The following is a 15,181-nucleotide window of genomic DNA, read 5'->3' as shown; positions in this document are numbered from 1 at the left end:
GTGGGACGCACCCAATGTGGCGTTCGGTGCGTGCCGCGCACCCAATGTGGCTTTCGATGCGTCAGATGCACCCAACGCCACATTGGGGCGATCAGGCCGAGCTGCGGGCTCGTCAGGGGCGAGCGAGAGCTGCGGTTTGCGGCGGGTTCCCGGTAGCGCTCGCCGGGCCGCGGCGGAGCACCGGCTGGCGAGGCTGGCCGCGTGGCTTCGCTTCCCCGAAAGGCCGTGAAGGGCTCCTTGAGGGAATCTGGTTCCCTCAAGGAGCCCTTCACGGACCGCAGCAGCGCGCCGGACCTATGGCGGCAGGACCGGCCACGGAGGAACCGCTGGGCAAAGCCGGGTTGCTCAGGGGCGGACGAGAGCCTGCGGTTTGCCCAGCACGGTCTTGCCCTCGAACTTCACCGTCAGGTCGATCCGGGCCAGTCCCTCGTCGGTCAGGGCGCCGACCTTGGCGGTCACCTCGACCAGTGCGCCCTCGTCGTTGTCCGGCACCACGACCGGGCGGGTGAAGCGCGTGCTGAAGTCCACGAGGCGGGCCGGGTCGCCGAGCCAGTCGGTGACGATGCGGCCGGACAGGGCCATCGTGAGCATGCCGTGCGCGATCACGTCCGGGAGGCCGACCTTGGTCGCGAAGTTCTCGTTCCAGTGGATCGGGTTGAAATCGAGCGAGGCACCGGCGTAGCGGACCAGCTGCGCGCGGGTGATGCGGACCTCCAGCGGAGGCAGTTCGTCGCCGACGTTCACGCTTCCGCCCCCCGAACCACGAGCTGCGCCCGCGTCGTGCACACGAGTTTGCCGTCCGCGTCGGTGATTTCCGCGCGGAGGTTGATGAAGTCGTTGCCCGCCCGCGCCATGATCGACTCGATCGTGGCCGAGATTTCGAGCTCGTCGCCCGCGTGGACCGGGCGTTCGTAGCGGAAGCCCTGGTCGCCGTGGACCATCCGGGAGTAGTCGAGGCCGAGCGCGGGGTCGGTCACGATGCCGTTGATCTTCGGCAGGTTCAGGATGGTGAGGAAGGTGGGCGGCGCGAGCACGTCCGGGTGGCCGGCCGCGCGGGCCGCCTCCGGGTCCCGGTACACCGGGTTCGGGTCGTCGATCGCGTCGGCGAACTCGCGGATCTTCTCCCGGCTCACGAAGTACTTGCTGTCCGACGGGTACTCCCGCCCGGTGAACGACTGGTCCAAAGGCACGCGAAGAAGGCTAACCGAACCCGGCGGCCGTCCCGCGCGGGTGCCTAAACCCGTCGGTAACAGCGAAAAGCCGCCCCGGCGAGTGCCGGGACGGCTTTTGCGAAGCTGGTAAAAGACCGCCTGCGTCAGCGGGTCTCTTTGTGAGTCCGGTGCGTACCGCAGTTCGGGCAGAACTTCTTCATCTCCAGGCGATCCGGGTTGTTGCGCCGGTTCTTCTTGGTGATGTAGTTGCGGTGCTTGCACTCCTCGCACGCCAGCGTGATCTTGGGTCGCACGTCGGTGGCAGCCACAGCGTTTCCTTCTCTCTCAGATCCGGGGGCCAGCCCCGTCGTTACCGCGTAGCGGTGGCCGGACTTGAACCGGCGACACAGCGATTATGAGCCGCTTGCTCTGCCAACTGAGCTACACCGCCCTACGTGACACCCACCCCGCCCGAGCTGCCAAGTCAAGGTGACCCGGCCCGGGGGTCCAGGGGGCAAGCCCCCTGGCGGGGGTCTGGGGGTTCGACCCCCAGATGGACGCCGCGAAGCGAGCCACGTCTGCGTTTTCCGCAGACATAGCTCGCCTACTCGCGAGCCCCTTTACGGAATCGAACCGTAGACCTTCTCCTTACCATGGAGACGCTCTGCCGACTGAGCTAAAGGGGCCTGCCTCTCGCGAGGACTTGGAAAGATTAGCAAGCCCCTTCACCCGCACGTGCAACCGGGGTCGGTTAACCGCAAAACCTCAGGTCAGCAGGGTCAGCACGGTCTCCGAGTGCCGTCCCGGCGAGCGTGCCGTGCGGGCCTGCAGCCACGCCTCGAGGCGGTCCTCCGGCAGCGGCCGCGAGATCAGATAGCCCTGGGCGACGTCACATCCCATCGCCTCGAGCTGATCGCGCGCCACGTCCTCCTCGACGCCTTCCGCCACGACCGTCAGGCCCAGCGAGTGCCCGAGCTCGACAATCGACCGCACCACCGCGAGGTCGCCGAGATCCGTGCCCATGCCGAGCACGAAGCTCTTGTCGATCTTGACCTGGTCCACCGGCAGCTGGCGCAGGTACGCGAGCGACGAGTAGCCGGTGCCGAAGTCGTCCACCGCCAGCACGATGCCCAGCGAATGCAGCTCGCGCAGGATCGGCAGCGCCTTCTGCGGGTCGGACATCACGCCGGACTCGGTCAGCTCGAACGTCAGCAGTTCCGGCGGCACGTCGAAGCGTTCCAGTTCGCGCTGGACCTTCGCCGGGAAGTCGTCGTCGGACAGGTTCCGCACCGACAGGTTCACCGCCGCGGAGATCCGCAGGCCCTCGTCGAGCCACTTGCGCACGCGCTTCAGCGATTGCTCCAGCACGAACGACGTCAGCACCCCGATCAGGCCAGCCGCCTCGATCGCGGGCACGAACTCGTCCGGGCCGAGCCTGCCGAACTCCGGGTGCACCCAGCGCACGAGCGCCTCGACGCCTTGCACCTGCCGGTTCGGCAGCGTCACCTTCGGCTGGTAGTGCACGGAGACGTGGCCGTCTTCGAGCGACTGCCGGAACTGCGTGACCATCTGGAACCGGCGCAGGAAGATCTGTCCCATGCTCGGCACGTAGCCGCGTACTTCCTCGCCGCCGCGAGTGGCGCGGACGGCGACGTCGGCACGCTGCAGCAAGCCGTCGACGTCAACCTCGCCGGCGTCGTCCACGGAGCTGGCGTAGCCGATCATCGCGTTGGCCTCGACCGAAAGCCGGTCCACCGGGTACGGCTCGGACAGCTGCACGCGAAGCCGTTCCGCGGCGCGGTGTGCGTCTTCGATCGTGCAGTCCACGAGCAGTGCGGCGAAGGACGCGCCTTCGAGCCGGGCGAGCGGGACGTCCGGGCCGAGTGCGCCGCGGATGCGGGTGCCCGCGGCGACGACCATCCGGTCCGCCCACGAGTAGCCGAGCGCGTCGCTGACTGTGGAGAAGACGTCGAGGTCGATCCGCAGCACCACGACCTCCGCCGATTCGCGCAGCGGATCCCGCGAGACCTGCTGGAATCCGGGCCGGTTCAGGTGCCCGGTGAGCGGGTCGTGGTAGGCGTCGTGGCGGAGCGTGGCGAGCAGCCGCCGGTTGTCGAGCGACGTCGCGAGGTGGCTGGCCATCGTGCCGAGCAACTGGACGTCGTACTTGCCGAAACCGCGCCAGCGCGAGAGCCGGTCGTGCGCTTCGACGACGCCGAGCAGCCGGTTCGCGCTGCGCAGCGGCACCACGAGCGCTTCCTGCGCACTGCGTTCCAGCAGCGCCGCGCGGACGTCCGGGTTGGCCTCGGTGATCCGGAAGTGCCGCACGTGCGCGCCGGGCAGGCGCAGCAGCGGGTCGTCGCTGGCCGGGTCCGAGGCCGGGAGTTCGTTGCCCGCGACCACGACGCGCATCGGGTCTTCGGGCTCGAGCCGCAGCCGGAGCACGACGCGTCCGGCGGCGAGCTGGTCCTTGATCCGCTCGGCGATCGTGGCCCATTCGCGCACGTCGACGCCGCCCACCAGTTCCTCGCCGCGGCTCGCCGGACGGGCGGCGGCCTGCTGTCCGGACCGCGCGACCATCAGGCTGACGTCGGACAGCGCTTCCATGTCCCGCTGTTCGCGAAGCAGATCGGAGTAAGCCCAGTACAGCGCGGTCAGGCCGAGGAACACCGCCAACACCAGCGGCCAGGCCTGCGGGGTGCTCGCGATGACGAGGTAGCCGGTGAGGCCGACCGAGGCGTTGACGAAGCCGACCACGAGGATGCGGCCGGTCAGCCGGATCGCGGTGCTCACGCGCATCCGGCGGCGCAGCACGCGCACGGCGGCCAGCGCGAGCAGCGTGCTGACCAGCGGCGCGGTGAGCGTTCCGGCGAGCGCGGCGACCCACGGCATGGTCGGCCCGCCGCCCATGGCCAGGTGCACGAGCCCGGCGACGGCGAACGCGCCGGTGATTTCGAGCAGGAACGCGCCCGCGTTGTAGAGGACGCGGCCGGCGACCTTGCGGGCCAGCAGCGTGCCGATGCCCGCCACGAGATGCGCGGCGAGCACCACTTCGAACGGGGCGACGAAGAAACCGATTACCAGCGGAATCTCGGTGAACGAGATGGTCCACGAAATGCCGCTGCGGACGTCGACGTTGATGCCGAGCTGTTCGGCGAGCAGGAACGCGACCGCGAGCACCGGGCCGATCCACCAGAGCTTCGCCGAACCGTGGAACGGCAGCCAGGCGCCGACGGCGAAGGCCGCGAGCAGGCCGAGACCCAGCACGAAGAAGGTGTAAACGCGGAAGCGGCTCTCGTCCGTGCGGCCTTCGGCCGGTGCGGAGCCAGCACCTCCCGAGCCCATCGCCTCCGGCGCGGTACCGGGATGGGCGTTGCTGTCCGGCATCCGACCTTCCTTCCCGGCTGCCCGGTCGCGCTCGTCCGTGACGTCAGGTGTGGGCGAGGGCGCCACCTTACCCCGTAGGGCGTACCGGCGTCCCTTTCGAGACAGTAGGAGATCACCCCAGGGTTAACAATGGGCGTTCTTCTCTGACCTGCGTGGACCAAGGAGTGAAACTCCCGGTTCGCCCCGGAACCCCCGGGCCGGGGAGTGTTCTGGGGGTCTTTTCCGGCCCGGTCGGCGGACAATGGCGGCATGCACAACGACGTGACAGCCACCGGGCATGCGGCGCGCATCGCCACGGTGGACGCGCTGCTTCCCGCGCCACTCCCCTTCGAGGTCGGAGGGGATTCCGTCCTGCTTTCCGCCGAGGTCGGCGACACCACCGCGGCCGGTCTGACCACCTGCACCGGGCTCGGCCCGGACAGCCCGCGGTCGATGTGGCGGGCGCTCGTCGAGCACCGGCTGGAGGTTCAGCTCGCCGGTCCCGATCCGGCAGCCGGACTCGACGCTCTGCTCACTCGATGGGATGAACACCTGCGGTCCCTCGCCCGAGTGGGGGATACGGAGTGCGCCGCGGTGCTCTCCCGGCCCAGCCGCGACACCGCCGGGGCCACCGAACTCCTCCGGCACGGCTTCGCCCCGGTCGGCGTGCTGGCGGTGCGCCCGGCGCAGCGGATGGCCGCCGGACCCGACGCGACGCCGGGCGTCTGCATCCGGCACGCGACGCCGGACGACCTCTCCACCGCGGTCGCGTTGCAGCTCGAACTGCAGCGGTACGACGCGCAGTTCGGCCGGATCACGCTGCGCCCCGGCGTCGAGGAGCTGATCGCCAAGGAACTGCTGCACCACCTCGAACGGCCTGAGCCGCAGGTCTGGATCGCGGAGCTGTACGGCCAGCCGCTCGGCATGGTCGTGCTGCAGATGCCCGACGAGACCGGGTGGATCCGGCACCGGGTGGCCGCCTCCCGCGTGGGTTACCTGTCGTCGCTGGCGGTTTCCGAGGCCGCTCGGTCGTCCGGTGTCGGCACCGCGCTGGCCGCGCACGCGCACCAGGTCTTCGACGAGGCGGGCGCGGATGTCGTGCTGCTGCACCACGCCGTGGCGAACCCGCGGTCGACGCCGTTCTGGTACGCGCAGGGCTACCGGCCGCTGTGGACCGGCTGGCAACGCCGGCCCGCCGTGCGTTCTCGCTAGTCTGGCGCGGTACGGCCTGTTCGAGGGGAGTCCCAGTGACCGAAAAGCCCGACGCTGCACCGAAAGCGCCGGAAGGCGTCGATGTCGAGAAACCTTCGGCCGCGCGGGTCTACGACTGGTATCTGGGCGGCAAGCAGAACTGGGCGGTGGACCGGGAATTCGGCCGCAAGGTCGAGAAGATGTGGTCGCTCGCCCGGCCCGGCGCGAAGCAGAACCGCGAGTTCATGAACCGCGTGGTGCGCGCCGCGCTGGACGCGGGCATCCGGCAGTTCCTCGACCTCGGCTCCGGCGTGCCGACCGCGGGCAACGTGCACGAGGTGGTCGAGGCCGCGCTGGGCGACGACGACGAGGCCACTGTGGTCTACGTCGACTACGAGCCGGTGGCCGTGGCGCACGCGACGCTGATCCTCGAGGACGAGGCGGCCACCGACTGGGCCGGCATCGTGCAGGCGGACATGCGCGATCCCCGGGCGGTGCTGAACCACCCGCGCACCCGCGAGCTGATCGACTTCGACAAGCCGGTGTGCGTGATGCTGATGGCGGTGCTGCACTTCGTCGGCCCGGACGACGATCCGGACGCCGTCGTGCGCGCCTACCGGGACAAGCTCGTGTCCGGCAGCTGGCTGGCGATCTCGCAGATGAGCGAGGGCGACGGCAGCGGTCCCGCGCTGGAGGGGCTGCGCTGGTTCGTGGAGCAGTACCGCAAGACGAGCAACCCGATGTGGCTGCGCGACCGCGAAGAGATCGAGCCGTTCTTCGGCGGCTGGCCGCTGCTGGAGCCGGGGATCACGCATCTGCCGGACTGGCGGCCGGAGCGCGAGCTGAACGCGGTCGAGGCGGAGGCCCGTCCGTTCGCCTGGTGCGCGGTGGCGCGCAAGCCATGACCGCGCCGGACGCACCGCGGGGCGTGGACGTCGACAAACCGTCCGCCGCCCGGATCTACGACTGGTACCTCGGCGGCACCCAGAACTGGGCGGTGGACCGGGAATTCGGCCGCCGCGTCGAGAAGGTGTGGCCGCTGATCCGGCCGATGTCGCGGGAGAACCGGGCGTTCATGAACCGGGTCGTGCGCGCCGCGCTCGACGCGGGGATCCGGCAGTTCGTGGACCTCGGCTCGGGCGTGCCGACGGCGGGCAACGTGCACGAGATCGTCCGCGATCGGCTGCCGGCGAGGGTCGTGTACGTCGACTACGAACCGGTCGCGGCGGCGCATTCGCGGGTGATCCTCGAAGGCGAGGACGCGACCGACTGGGCCGGGATCGTCGAACGCGACATCCGCGATCCGGAAGCGATCTTCGCCGACGAGATCACCGAGGAGCTGATCGACTGGTCACAGCCGGTGTGCCTGCTGATGATCACCGTGCTGCACTTCCTCGGCCCCGGCGACCGGCCGGAAGAGCTGGTCGCCGCCTACCGCAACCAGCTCGCGCCCGGGTCGTGGCTGGCCGTCACGCACGGCACCTGCCGGGACGACGCGCCGCCGGAACGGGCCGCCGAGGTCCGCGCGTTCGTCGACGCGTACCGGGACACGTCGAACCCGGCGTACCTGCGCTCGGACGAGGAGATCCTGCCGTTCTTCGGCGGCTGGCCGCTGCTGGAGCCGGGGATGAGCGCGCTGCCGGACTGGCGGCCGGACGAGCCGGTGTCGGAGTTCGCCGCGGAGGTCCGGCCGTTCGCCTGGGGCGCCGTCGCGGTCAAGCCCTGACTTCTCTCCCAGCGAACACTCCCTGGGAAACAAACCCGCCCTTCGGAGAGTTGAGCACTGCAGACTCAACTTATTCGAGGAGTGCACATGTCCGACCCCCGCCTCCTGCCCGTCCTCCCGCTCGATGACGATGTCGTGCTGCCGGGCATGGTGGTCCCGCTCGACCTCGGCGACGCAGAGACCCGGGCCGCAGTGGAGTCCGCTCAAGCCAAGACCCCCGCGACCGCGTCGTTCCCCGGGATCCGCTCGGGCGCGGCGAGCAAGGCCGAAGTCCTGATCGTCCCGCGCGTGCACGGCGAGTACGCCGAACTGGGCACCGTCGCGACCGTCGAACGGATCGGCCGCGTTCCCGGCGGCAAGACCGCCGTGCTGCTCCGCGGCACCTCGCGCGCTTCCGTCGGCCGGATCGCCGACGGCCCCGGCGCGGCCCGCTGGGTGCACGCCGACGCCGCGGACGAAACCTCCGACGACCGCACCGCGCAGCTCGCCGCGGAGTACAAGGCCGTGGTCATCTCGGTGCTGCAGCAACGCGGCGGCTGGCAGATGATCGACGCCGTCCAGCAGGTCGAGGATCCGTCCGCGATCGCCGACCTGGCAGGCAACGCGCCGTACCTGTCCACCGACCAGAAGCTGGAGCTGCTGAGCGCGCTCGACGTCAGCGTCCGGCTGGAGAAGGCCCTCGAGTGGAGCCGGGAGTACCTGGCCGAGCTGGAGGTCACCGAGACCATCCGCAAGGACGTCGCGGACGGGATGGAGAAGCAGCAGAAGGAATTCCTGCTGCGCCGCCAGCTCGAAGCGATCCGCAAGGAACTGGGCGAACTCGACGGCACCGCGGCCGACGACGACTACCGGGCCCGCGTCGAGGCCGCCGACCTGCCGGACGAGGTGCGCAAGGCCGCGCTGGCCGAGGTCGACAAGCTGGAGCGGACGTCCGAGCAGTCGCCCGAGGGCGGCTGGATCCGGACCTGGCTCGACACGGTGCTGGAGCTGCCGTGGAACGAGCGGACGGAAGACGTCTACGACATCGCCGCCGCGCGCGCCGTGCTCGACGCGGACCACGCGGGCCTGGACGACGTCAAGGAACGGATCACCGAGTACTTGGCCGTGCGCAAGCGTCGTGCGGAATCGGGCCTCGGCCCAGTCGGCGGACGGCGTTCCGGCGCGGTGCTGGCGCTCGCCGGCCCTCCCGGGGTCGGCAAGACGTCGCTGGGCGAATCGGTCGCGAAGGCGATGGGGCGCAAGTTCGTGCGCGTCGCTTTGGGCGGCATCCGGGACGAGGCGGAGATCCGCGGCCACCGGCGCACGTACGTCGGCGCGCTGCCGGGCCGGATCGTGCGGGCCATCAAGGAAGCCGGCTCGATGAACCCGGTCGTGCTGCTCGACGAGATCGACAAGGTCGGCGCCGATTACCGCGGCGACCCGACGGCCGCGCTGCTCGAAGTGCTGGACCCGGAACAGAACCACACGTTCCGCGACCACTACCTCGAGGTGGAGCTGGATCTGTCCGATGTGGTCTTCCTGGCGACGGCCAACGCGCTGGAAACCATCCCCGGCCCGCTGCTGGACCGGATGGAACTGGTGACGCTGGACGGTTACACCGAGCACGAAAAGGTCACCATCGCGCGGGATCACCTGCTCCCCCGCGAACTCGAGCGAGCCGGTCTGGCGTCCGGTGACGTGGTGCTGACTGACGACGCGTTCAGCCGGATCGCCGCGGAGTACACCCGCGAGGCCGGAGTGCGCGACGCGAACCGGACGATCGCGAAGGTGCTGCGGAAGATCGCGACGAAGGTGGCTTTGGGTTCGGTCTCGCTGCCACTGTCGATTGCGGCGGCGGACCTGGAGACCTACCTCGGCCGCCCACGGCACGTACCGGAATCGTCGCTGCCGACGGCGACCCAGCGGACATCTTTGCCAGGCGTGGCAACGGGTTTGGCCGTCACCGGCGCTGGCGGGGACGTGCTGTACATCGAGGCGTCGCTGGCCGATCCGGAGAGCGGGGCTTCTGGCCTGCAGCTGACCGGGCAGCTGGGTGACGTGATGAAGGAGTCGGTGCAGATCGCGCTGTCGTACCTGCGCTCGCACGGTGCGGAGCTGGAACTGCCGGTGGGAGACCTGCGAGAGCGGGGAATCCACGTACACGTCCCGGCAGGCGCGGTGCCGAAGGACGGACCTTCGGCGGGCATCACGATGACGACCGCGCTGGCGTCACTGCTGTCGGGCCGGGTGGTCCGGGCCGATGTGGCGATGACCGGCGAGGTTTCGCTGACCGGACGGGTGCTGCCGATCGGCGGGGTCAAGCAGAAACTGCTGGCCGCGCACCGGGCGGGGATGAAGACGGTGATCATCCCGCAGCGGAACGAGCCGGATCTGGATGACGTGCCCGCGGAGGTGCTGTCGCAGTTGGAGGTGCACGCGGTGGCGAACGTGCGGGAGGTGCTGGAGTTGGCTTTGACACCAGCGTCTTCGGAGGTTCGACAGGCGGCTTGACCGTAGGTCCGTGAAGGGCTCCTTGAAGGAATCTGATTCCCTCCAGGAGCCCTTCACGGCACGTCAGGAGAAGTCGACCTTCTCCCATTCGAAGCCTTCCACCCAAGACGAGTCCTGCGCGGCAAAGCCGGCGAACGCCGTCACCACCTCCGCCAGGCTCCCGACCTCCGTGCGGTAATGCCGCTCCGGCGACCCGTCCCGGCGCTCCAGCGCGAACTTCCCCCGCGGAGCCGCCGCGAACTTGCCCTGTCCTATTTGGACATAATGGTCGCCGCGTTCCAAGACGGCATACCAATTCTTCGCCGACAACCGGCCCAGCGCCGTCTTGATCCCTGCTGCGTCAGGGTTTTCCACGCGGGAACCGTCGCACATGGTCAGGTCCAGCACGCTCGGCCGGTGCACCTCGCCGGTCTGCGGATTGAACACCGTCAAGCCGTGTTTTCGAGCCAGGTCAAGGACAACACGCGTCACCGCAACCGCGCGCGAGTGTTGGATCGCCAGTACCGCGCCGTCGCCGGAGCGCTCGATAGCCGCGTTCCACGGGGATTCTTCGGGATCCTCGGCCTCGTACAGTTCCGGGTATTTCGCGGTCAGGTCGCGGTAGAACCCGTCCAGCTCCGGAGCAGCCGAGCCAGAGCTGTCGCAAAGGCTGGCGTAGCGGGCTTGCGGATCCTCGGCGTCCCCAGCCCATACCCCCAGGTCGTAACTCACAAATTCCCCTCCGGGTCAGCCCTGCGCCCCCGCGAGCAAGGCCACGTTCATCACGTATTCGCCATATCCGGACTTCGCCAGTTTGGTGCCCAACGCGTGGCATTCTTCCGCGCTGATGAAGCCCATCTTCAGCGCGACTTCTTCCAGGCACGCGATCCGCACCCCGGTCCGGTGTTCCAGCACCTGCACGAACTGTCCGGCTTCCAGCAGCGAATCGTGCGTGCCGGTGTCGAGCCAGGCGAAACCGCGGCTCAGCTCGATCAGCTTCGCGCGGTCGCGGCGCAGGTAGGAGAGGTTGACGTCGGTGATCTCCAGCTCGCCGCGTGCGGAAGGCTTCAGGTTGCGGGAGATGTCGACGACCTCGTTGTCGTAGAAGTACAGCCCGGTGATCGCGTTGTTCGACCGCGGCTTCTCGGGCTTTTCCTCAATGGACAGCAGGGTGCCGTTCTCGTCGACCTCGCCGACGCCGTAGCGCTCGGGGTCCTTCACCTGGTAGCCGAACAGGACGCAACCGTCCAGGTCGGTCGCGGCGGTGCGCAGCGTCGTGGAGAAGCCTTGGCCGTAGAAGATGTTGTCGCCCAGCACCAGCGCGACCGAATCGTCGCCGACGAAGTCCGCGCCGATCACGAACGCCTCGGCGAGACCGTTCGGGCTCGGCTGTTCCGCGAACGAGAAGGAGAGCCCGAACTGGCTGCCGTCGCCGAGCAGGCGGCGGAAGTTCGGCAGGTCGGCCGGGGTGGAGATGATCAGGATCTCGCGGATCCCGGCAAGCATGAGCACCGAGATCGGGTAGTAGATCATCGGTTTGTCGTAGACCGGCAGCAGCTGCTTCGACACGGCCTGCGTGATCGGATGCAGACGGGTTCCGCTGCCCCCGGCGAGCACGATGCCCTTCACAGCCCCTCCTCAATGCGGTGGTGGTGTTCACCGTACCGAGTGAGCATGGAGGCCGTCCTGGGCTTCGCACAACTCAGAAAGCCGGACCTTTCCCGAAGAACGCCTGGCAGCCGTGCGCGTACTCGGTGGCGATTTCCAGCACGTTCTTCCCGCCGTCGACCGGCAGCACGGTGGACGAATAGTTGGGGCAGTAGTTGTTGTAGATGCCGCTGATGTGGACCGGCGCGGGCAGTTCGTACCAGTTGCCGGCGCCGAAGTTGTCGTTGGCCAGCAGCGTCTGCCCGTTTCCGGCCACCGGGGCGCCGTCGGCGGTCGTGTAGATCTGGCCGACCATCACCAGCCGCACGCCGTTGGGGCCGCCGGGGAACAGCGTGGTGGTCTGGGCGTGCTGGAAGTAGTTGCCGCTCGCGGTGTTCACCCTGGTGCCGGGATCGGCCGGATCGCCCCAGTTCGCGCCGTCCGCGGAGATTTTGTAATACGGATCGCAGTAGCGGTCGCGATAGTTGCAGATCTCGTAGCCGAACCAGTACCGGCCGTCGGGCAGCCTGCGGATGATCGGCATGCCCGGACGCACCCGGGACGGCCCGATGGCCATCGTGAGCTGCTTGGTGCCCCAGTTGATCCCGTCGGTCGAGGCGACGCGGTTGAGCACCTGGCCGTACTTCGGGGCCTGCGTCTCGTCGGCGTAGTGCAGCCAGAGCGTGCCGCCGGCGTCCACAGTGAACTCTGGTTCCCAGACGCCGTCGTGGTTGTGCGAGAGCGCGGCCTCGGACAGGTACCGCCAGTTGTGTCCGCCGTCGCGGCTGGCCCACACCTTGATCCCCATCCGGCGCTGCGGTCCCGCGTCCTGCCGGTAGGTCGCCGCCCACAGCAGCGTGCCCGCCCGCATGCGGCCGACCCGCTGCGGCAGTTCGTAGAGGGTTCCGCAGCATTGACCGGACCTGGCGTCGGGGTCGCGGATCTCGCCGATCTGGTGGAAGCTCGCGCCCTCGTCGGTGCTCTCGAGGATCGGCGCGAACCGGCCGTTGCCGTCCTCGCTGGTCAGCGACGCGATGATGTTCCCGCGCCCGAACGGCGAGTGTTCCAGCCGGATCAGCCGCGGGTACGAGCCGAAGCCGGGGACGAGCAGCTTCCGGTCGGCGGCTTCCGCGACCGGCGCGATCGCGGTCACGAGGACCGCCAGCGAGGTGAGGAAAGCAAGCACGGGAGTCCAACGGCGCATCCAGAAACTCCTCTCACGACCAGCCGGGCGATTACACCACGTGGTCGCGTCGCCACCATCGATTTCGCCTGGTCACCCGCGTGAGTCCACCCCTTCGAGGAGATCACTGGGCTGTTCAGGGCGCCCGTTTCGTAACGACTGGGCGGAGCGTGACGAAAGATCATCCGGAGGCCCCGTCGGGGCAAGCGAGGGGGAATCATGCGCCGCACCGCAGTGCGTCTGGCCGCCGTCTGCGCGGCGGTAGCGCTCACCGCGTCGTGCTCACTGCAGCCGAGCGGCATTGGGGCGATCGCGTACCCGATGGAAGACGAACCCAGCGACTCCCCCGCGCCGGTTCTGCCTCCGCCGCCGCGTCCGGAGAAGCCGCGCCTCGCCGAGAACCCGACGGAGACCCACCAGGGCAAGAACAACGCGACCGTGCCGTTGACCTGGCCGTCCGAGGTGGCGGGATTCCTCACCTTCGACTGTCCGAAGTGCACCGGCCACATCGCGGTGACGACCGACGGCACCGAAAGCCTGCTGGTCAACGACGGCGACGCCTACCACGGGACGGCCTGGTTCAACGTCTCCCCCGGCGGCAAATCCGTCCACACGCTGACGGTCGAGGCGAAGGGTGCGTGGACCGCGACGATCACCGATTACCGCGGAGTGCCGCCTGTCGAACCGGGCAAGCCGTACAACGGCCACGGAGACGCGGTCCTCGCGGTGCCGCCAGGGATGGTGACGGGGAAGTTCTTCACGGGCTCGAAGGGCTCGAACGGAGTCTGGGTGCTGGCGGACGGCTACCCGCACCTGGCGGTGAACCACATCGGCCAGACCACCGAGGAGTTCCCTCTCGAAGGACCCACGTATGTGGCAGTGGAGACGTTCGAGGCGGATTGGACCTTCACCGCCTGGTGAGGTGCTGCGGACGTGTTGGCGTCCGCAGCACCTGTAGGTCACCGGTAGTTGGTGAACTGCAGCGCGATCTCGAAGTCCTTGCCCTTCAGCAACGAGATCACCTCCTGCAGCTGGTCCTTCTTCTTGCCCGACACCCGCAGCTGGTCGCCCTGGATCTGGGCCTGGACGCCCTTCGGGCCCTCGTCGCGGATGAACTTCGCGATCTGCTTCGCCTTGTCCGACGCGATGCCCTGCAGGATCTTGCCGCTGATCTTGTAAATCTTGCCGGAGATCGCGGGCTCGCCTGCCTCGAAGGCCTTCAGCGAGATGTTCCGCTTGATCAGCTTCTCCTTGAAGACCTCCACCGCCGCGAGGGCGCGCTCTTCGGTCTCCGACTCGATCGCGATGGCTTCCTCGCCGGACCAGCTGATGCCGGTTCCGGTGCCGCGGAAGTCGAACCGCGTGCCCAGTTCCTTGCTGGCCTGGTTGAGCGCGTTGTCCACCTCCTGGCGGTCGACCTTGCTCACCACGTCGAAAGAGGGATCCGCCACGTGTCCTCACACCTTGTCTCAGCTCGTCAGGGACCCCCAGCGTAGCGCCGGGGGATCCCGGTTGACCGGCCGTCCGGACCGTTGGGTATCCTTCTTCCCGGCCGGTTCGCCCGGCCATGGCAGGTTACCCAAGCGGCCAAAGGGATCTGACTGTAAATCAGACGGCTCAGCCTTCGGGGGTTCGAATCCCTCACCTGCCACACCAGCCAAATCACCCCCGTGACCAGCACGAACCGGTCACGGGGGTGATTTCGTGCTGCATGGTCGAGCGCATCTGATTCCGGTTGGGCGTGCATTGGCCGCGGCGCACGGCGGCGCGGAAGTCACCGCGAGCCTTCGCGACGCGTACGGCTTCCGCTCAATGGCCCCGCTGGGCCGTGTGCATCAAATCCCAGTGCCCGACGCCGCGACGGTGCAGGACGGGCTCTGTACCGGGCACACGAACGCGTCGTAGGGCGCGGTGCATGAGTCAAGCAACTGCCGATGATCGGACCAGTCATGGCGACACCATCGCGCGACGCACAGCGCGGTCACCTGGCTCGCACCTGCATCATGCAGCGCAACCGCAGCCGATTGGACGGTTACTCCGGTCGTCCAGGTATCGTCGACCAGGAGGATTCTCTTGCCCGCAACCCTGTCAAGGGCAGATTCAGGAACTGAAAACCTGTCTGGCACGATCGTGCGCTTAGGCGCATCAATACCCACGCCTAGATGCAGCCTGAACCTGTTCTTGGATCCATTGCACAAGGCGACGTTGCGAGCAAGTTCCGCGACCGGATGCTCCGGACCCGGCCGACTTTTCGACGGGACGAAAGTGACCGAATCCCAGGCCTCCCCGGAACCCTGCCCCGCAATACACCGCCAATGTATGTAAGTCGCGGCAAGAATCATCATCGCGAGGTCTTCGGCACATTTTTCCGCTGGCGGAATCGATTTGTACTCTCGCACATGGTGAGCCGATTGATGTAATCCAGGCGCATAGCCTCGCGCGTACGCA

At 68.4% G+C, this 15,181-nt stretch carries 14 protein-coding genes and 3 tRNA genes; 6 read left to right on the top strand and 11 right to left on the bottom strand.

Going from position 1 to position 15,181, the window contains the following annotated elements; all coding sequences use genetic code 11:
• Nucleotides 1–345: 345 nt before the first annotated feature.
• The 6 genes from WA670_RS07330 to WA670_RS07305 all read right to left on the bottom strand — a co-directional run bounded on the left by WA670_RS07330 (nt 346) and on the right by WA670_RS07305 (nt 4,538).
• Complete coding sequence (locus WA670_RS07330; protein ID WP_167754350.1) at nt 346–744, bottom strand: MaoC family dehydratase; 399 nt, start codon at nt 742–744, stop codon at nt 346–348.
• Complete coding sequence (locus tag WA670_RS07325; protein ID WP_037816309.1) at nt 741–1,190, bottom strand: MaoC family dehydratase N-terminal domain-containing protein; 450 nt, start codon at nt 1,188–1,190, stop codon at nt 741–743. Before WA670_RS07325 ends, WA670_RS07330 begins: the two co-directional genes overlap by 4 nt.
• Nucleotides 1,191–1,315: 125 nt before the next feature.
• A complete protein-coding gene (gene rpmG, locus WA670_RS07320; RefSeq protein ID WP_005152047.1) occupies nt 1,316–1,480 on the bottom strand; it encodes a 50S ribosomal protein L33 in 165 nt (54 codons plus the stop codon).
• A 49-nt stretch (nt 1,481–1,529) separates the two neighbouring features.
• Nucleotides 1,530–1,602, bottom strand: a tRNA-Met gene (locus WA670_RS07315).
• Nucleotides 1,603–1,764: 162 nt separating this feature from the next.
• Nucleotides 1,765–1,837 (bottom strand) — tRNA-Thr (locus WA670_RS07310).
• A gap of 79 nt (nt 1,838–1,916) precedes the next feature.
• A complete protein-coding gene (locus tag WA670_RS07305; RefSeq protein WP_037816310.1) occupies nt 1,917–4,538 on the bottom strand; it encodes a putative bifunctional diguanylate cyclase/phosphodiesterase in 2,622 nt (873 codons plus the stop codon).
• A 249-nt stretch (nt 4,539–4,787) separates the two neighbouring features.
• Here WA670_RS07305 and WA670_RS07300 point away from each other — a divergent pair, with 249 nt between their 5' ends.
• The 4 genes from WA670_RS07300 to lon all read left to right on the top strand — a co-directional run bounded on the left by WA670_RS07300 (nt 4,788) and on the right by lon (nt 9,924).
• Nucleotides 4,788–5,729, top strand: a complete 942-nt coding sequence (locus tag WA670_RS07300; protein WP_037816311.1) for a GNAT family N-acetyltransferase — start codon at nt 4,788–4,790, stop codon at nt 5,727–5,729.
• A 35-nt stretch (nt 5,730–5,764) separates the two neighbouring features.
• Entirely contained in the window at nt 5,765–6,613 is an 849-nt protein-coding gene (locus WA670_RS07295) for an SAM-dependent methyltransferase (protein WP_037816312.1), read from the top strand.
• On the top strand, nt 6,610–7,434 hold the full coding sequence (locus tag WA670_RS07290; protein WP_275293183.1) for an SAM-dependent methyltransferase: 825 nt from the start codon (nt 6,610–6,612) through the stop codon (nt 7,432–7,434). The genes WA670_RS07295 and WA670_RS07290 overlap by 4 nt, the downstream gene beginning before the upstream one ends.
• 87 nt (nt 7,435–7,521) lie before the next feature.
• Nucleotides 7,522–9,924, top strand: a complete 2,403-nt coding sequence (gene lon / locus WA670_RS07285; RefSeq protein ID WP_336157173.1) for an endopeptidase La — start codon at nt 7,522–7,524, stop codon at nt 9,922–9,924.
• Between the two features lie 63 nt (nt 9,925–9,987).
• On the opposite strand, the gene WA670_RS07280 is transcribed toward lon, so the two are convergent.
• From WA670_RS07280 to WA670_RS07270, 3 genes are all read right to left on the bottom strand, one after another.
• Nucleotides 9,988–10,635: a hypothetical protein gene (locus WA670_RS07280; RefSeq protein ID WP_336157172.1), complete on the bottom strand. Its 648-nt coding sequence runs from the start codon at nt 10,633–10,635 to the stop codon at nt 9,988–9,990.
• Between the two features lie 15 nt (nt 10,636–10,650).
• The gene (gene rfbA, locus WA670_RS07275) at nt 10,651–11,532 is read right to left on the bottom strand and encodes a glucose-1-phosphate thymidylyltransferase RfbA (protein ID WP_336157171.1); all 882 of its coding nucleotides are present in this window, start codon (nt 11,530–11,532) and stop codon (nt 10,651–10,653) included.
• A 73-nt stretch (nt 11,533–11,605) separates the two neighbouring features.
• Nucleotides 11,606–12,754, bottom strand: coding sequence for an exo-alpha-sialidase (locus WA670_RS07270; protein WP_336157170.1), 1,149 nt, complete (start codon nt 12,752–12,754; stop codon nt 11,606–11,608).
• A 198-nt stretch (nt 12,755–12,952) separates the two neighbouring features.
• On the opposite strand from WA670_RS07270, the gene WA670_RS07265 reads away from it, so the two are divergent.
• The gene (locus WA670_RS07265) at nt 12,953–13,654 is read left to right on the top strand and encodes a hypothetical protein (RefSeq protein ID WP_336157169.1); all 702 of its coding nucleotides are present in this window, start codon (nt 12,953–12,955) and stop codon (nt 13,652–13,654) included.
• Nucleotides 13,655–13,692: 38 nt separating this feature from the next.
• On the opposite strand, the gene WA670_RS07260 is transcribed toward WA670_RS07265, so the two are convergent.
• Complete coding sequence (locus WA670_RS07260; protein ID WP_009072171.1) at nt 13,693–14,184, bottom strand: YajQ family cyclic di-GMP-binding protein; 492 nt, start codon at nt 14,182–14,184, stop codon at nt 13,693–13,695.
• Nucleotides 14,185–14,302: 118 nt separating this feature from the next.
• Between WA670_RS07260 and WA670_RS07255 the strand changes: the two genes are divergently transcribed.
• Nucleotides 14,303–14,384 (top strand) — tRNA-Tyr (locus WA670_RS07255).
• Nucleotides 14,385–14,568: 184 nt separating this feature from the next.
• On the opposite strand, the gene WA670_RS45170 is transcribed toward WA670_RS07255, so the two are convergent.
• The gene (locus WA670_RS45170) at nt 14,569–15,075 is read right to left on the bottom strand and encodes a ComF family protein (protein WP_442893075.1); all 507 of its coding nucleotides are present in this window, start codon (nt 15,073–15,075) and stop codon (nt 14,569–14,571) included.
• Between the last annotated feature and the right edge of the window lie 106 nt (nt 15,076–15,181).

The sequence above is a fragment of the Amycolatopsis sp. VC5-11 genome (genome assembly GCF_037034185.1).
In the GTDB taxonomy this organism is placed as follows: domain Bacteria; phylum Actinomycetota; class Actinomycetes; order Mycobacteriales; family Pseudonocardiaceae; genus Amycolatopsis; species Amycolatopsis nivea.
This window is presented reverse-complemented; position numbering and strand designations above follow the sequence as displayed.

Excerpts from the sequence above, each read along its gene's own strand:
- WA670_RS07300 (WP_037816311.1), top strand. The coding sequence starts at position 4,788 with ATGCACAACGACGTGACAGCCACCGGGCATGCGGCGCGCATCGCCACG.
- WA670_RS07290 (WP_275293183.1), top strand. The coding sequence starts at position 6,610 with ATGACCGCGCCGGACGCACCGCGGGGCGTGGACGTCGACAAACCGTCC.
- lon (WP_336157173.1), top strand. The coding sequence starts at position 7,522 with ATGTCCGACCCCCGCCTCCTGCCCGTCCTCCCGCTCGATGACGATGTC.
- WA670_RS07305 (WP_037816310.1), bottom strand. The coding sequence starts at position 4,538 with ATGCCGGACAGCAACGCCCATCCCGGTACCGCGCCGGAGGCGATGGGC.
- WA670_RS07270 (WP_336157170.1), bottom strand. The coding sequence starts at position 12,754 with ATGCGCCGTTGGACTCCCGTGCTTGCTTTCCTCACCTCGCTGGCGGTC.
- WA670_RS07265 (WP_336157169.1), top strand. The coding sequence starts at position 12,953 with ATGCGCCGCACCGCAGTGCGTCTGGCCGCCGTCTGCGCGGCGGTAGCG.
- WA670_RS45170 (WP_442893075.1), bottom strand. The coding sequence starts at position 15,075 with ATGATTCTTGCCGCGACTTACATACATTGGCGGTGTATTGCGGGGCAG.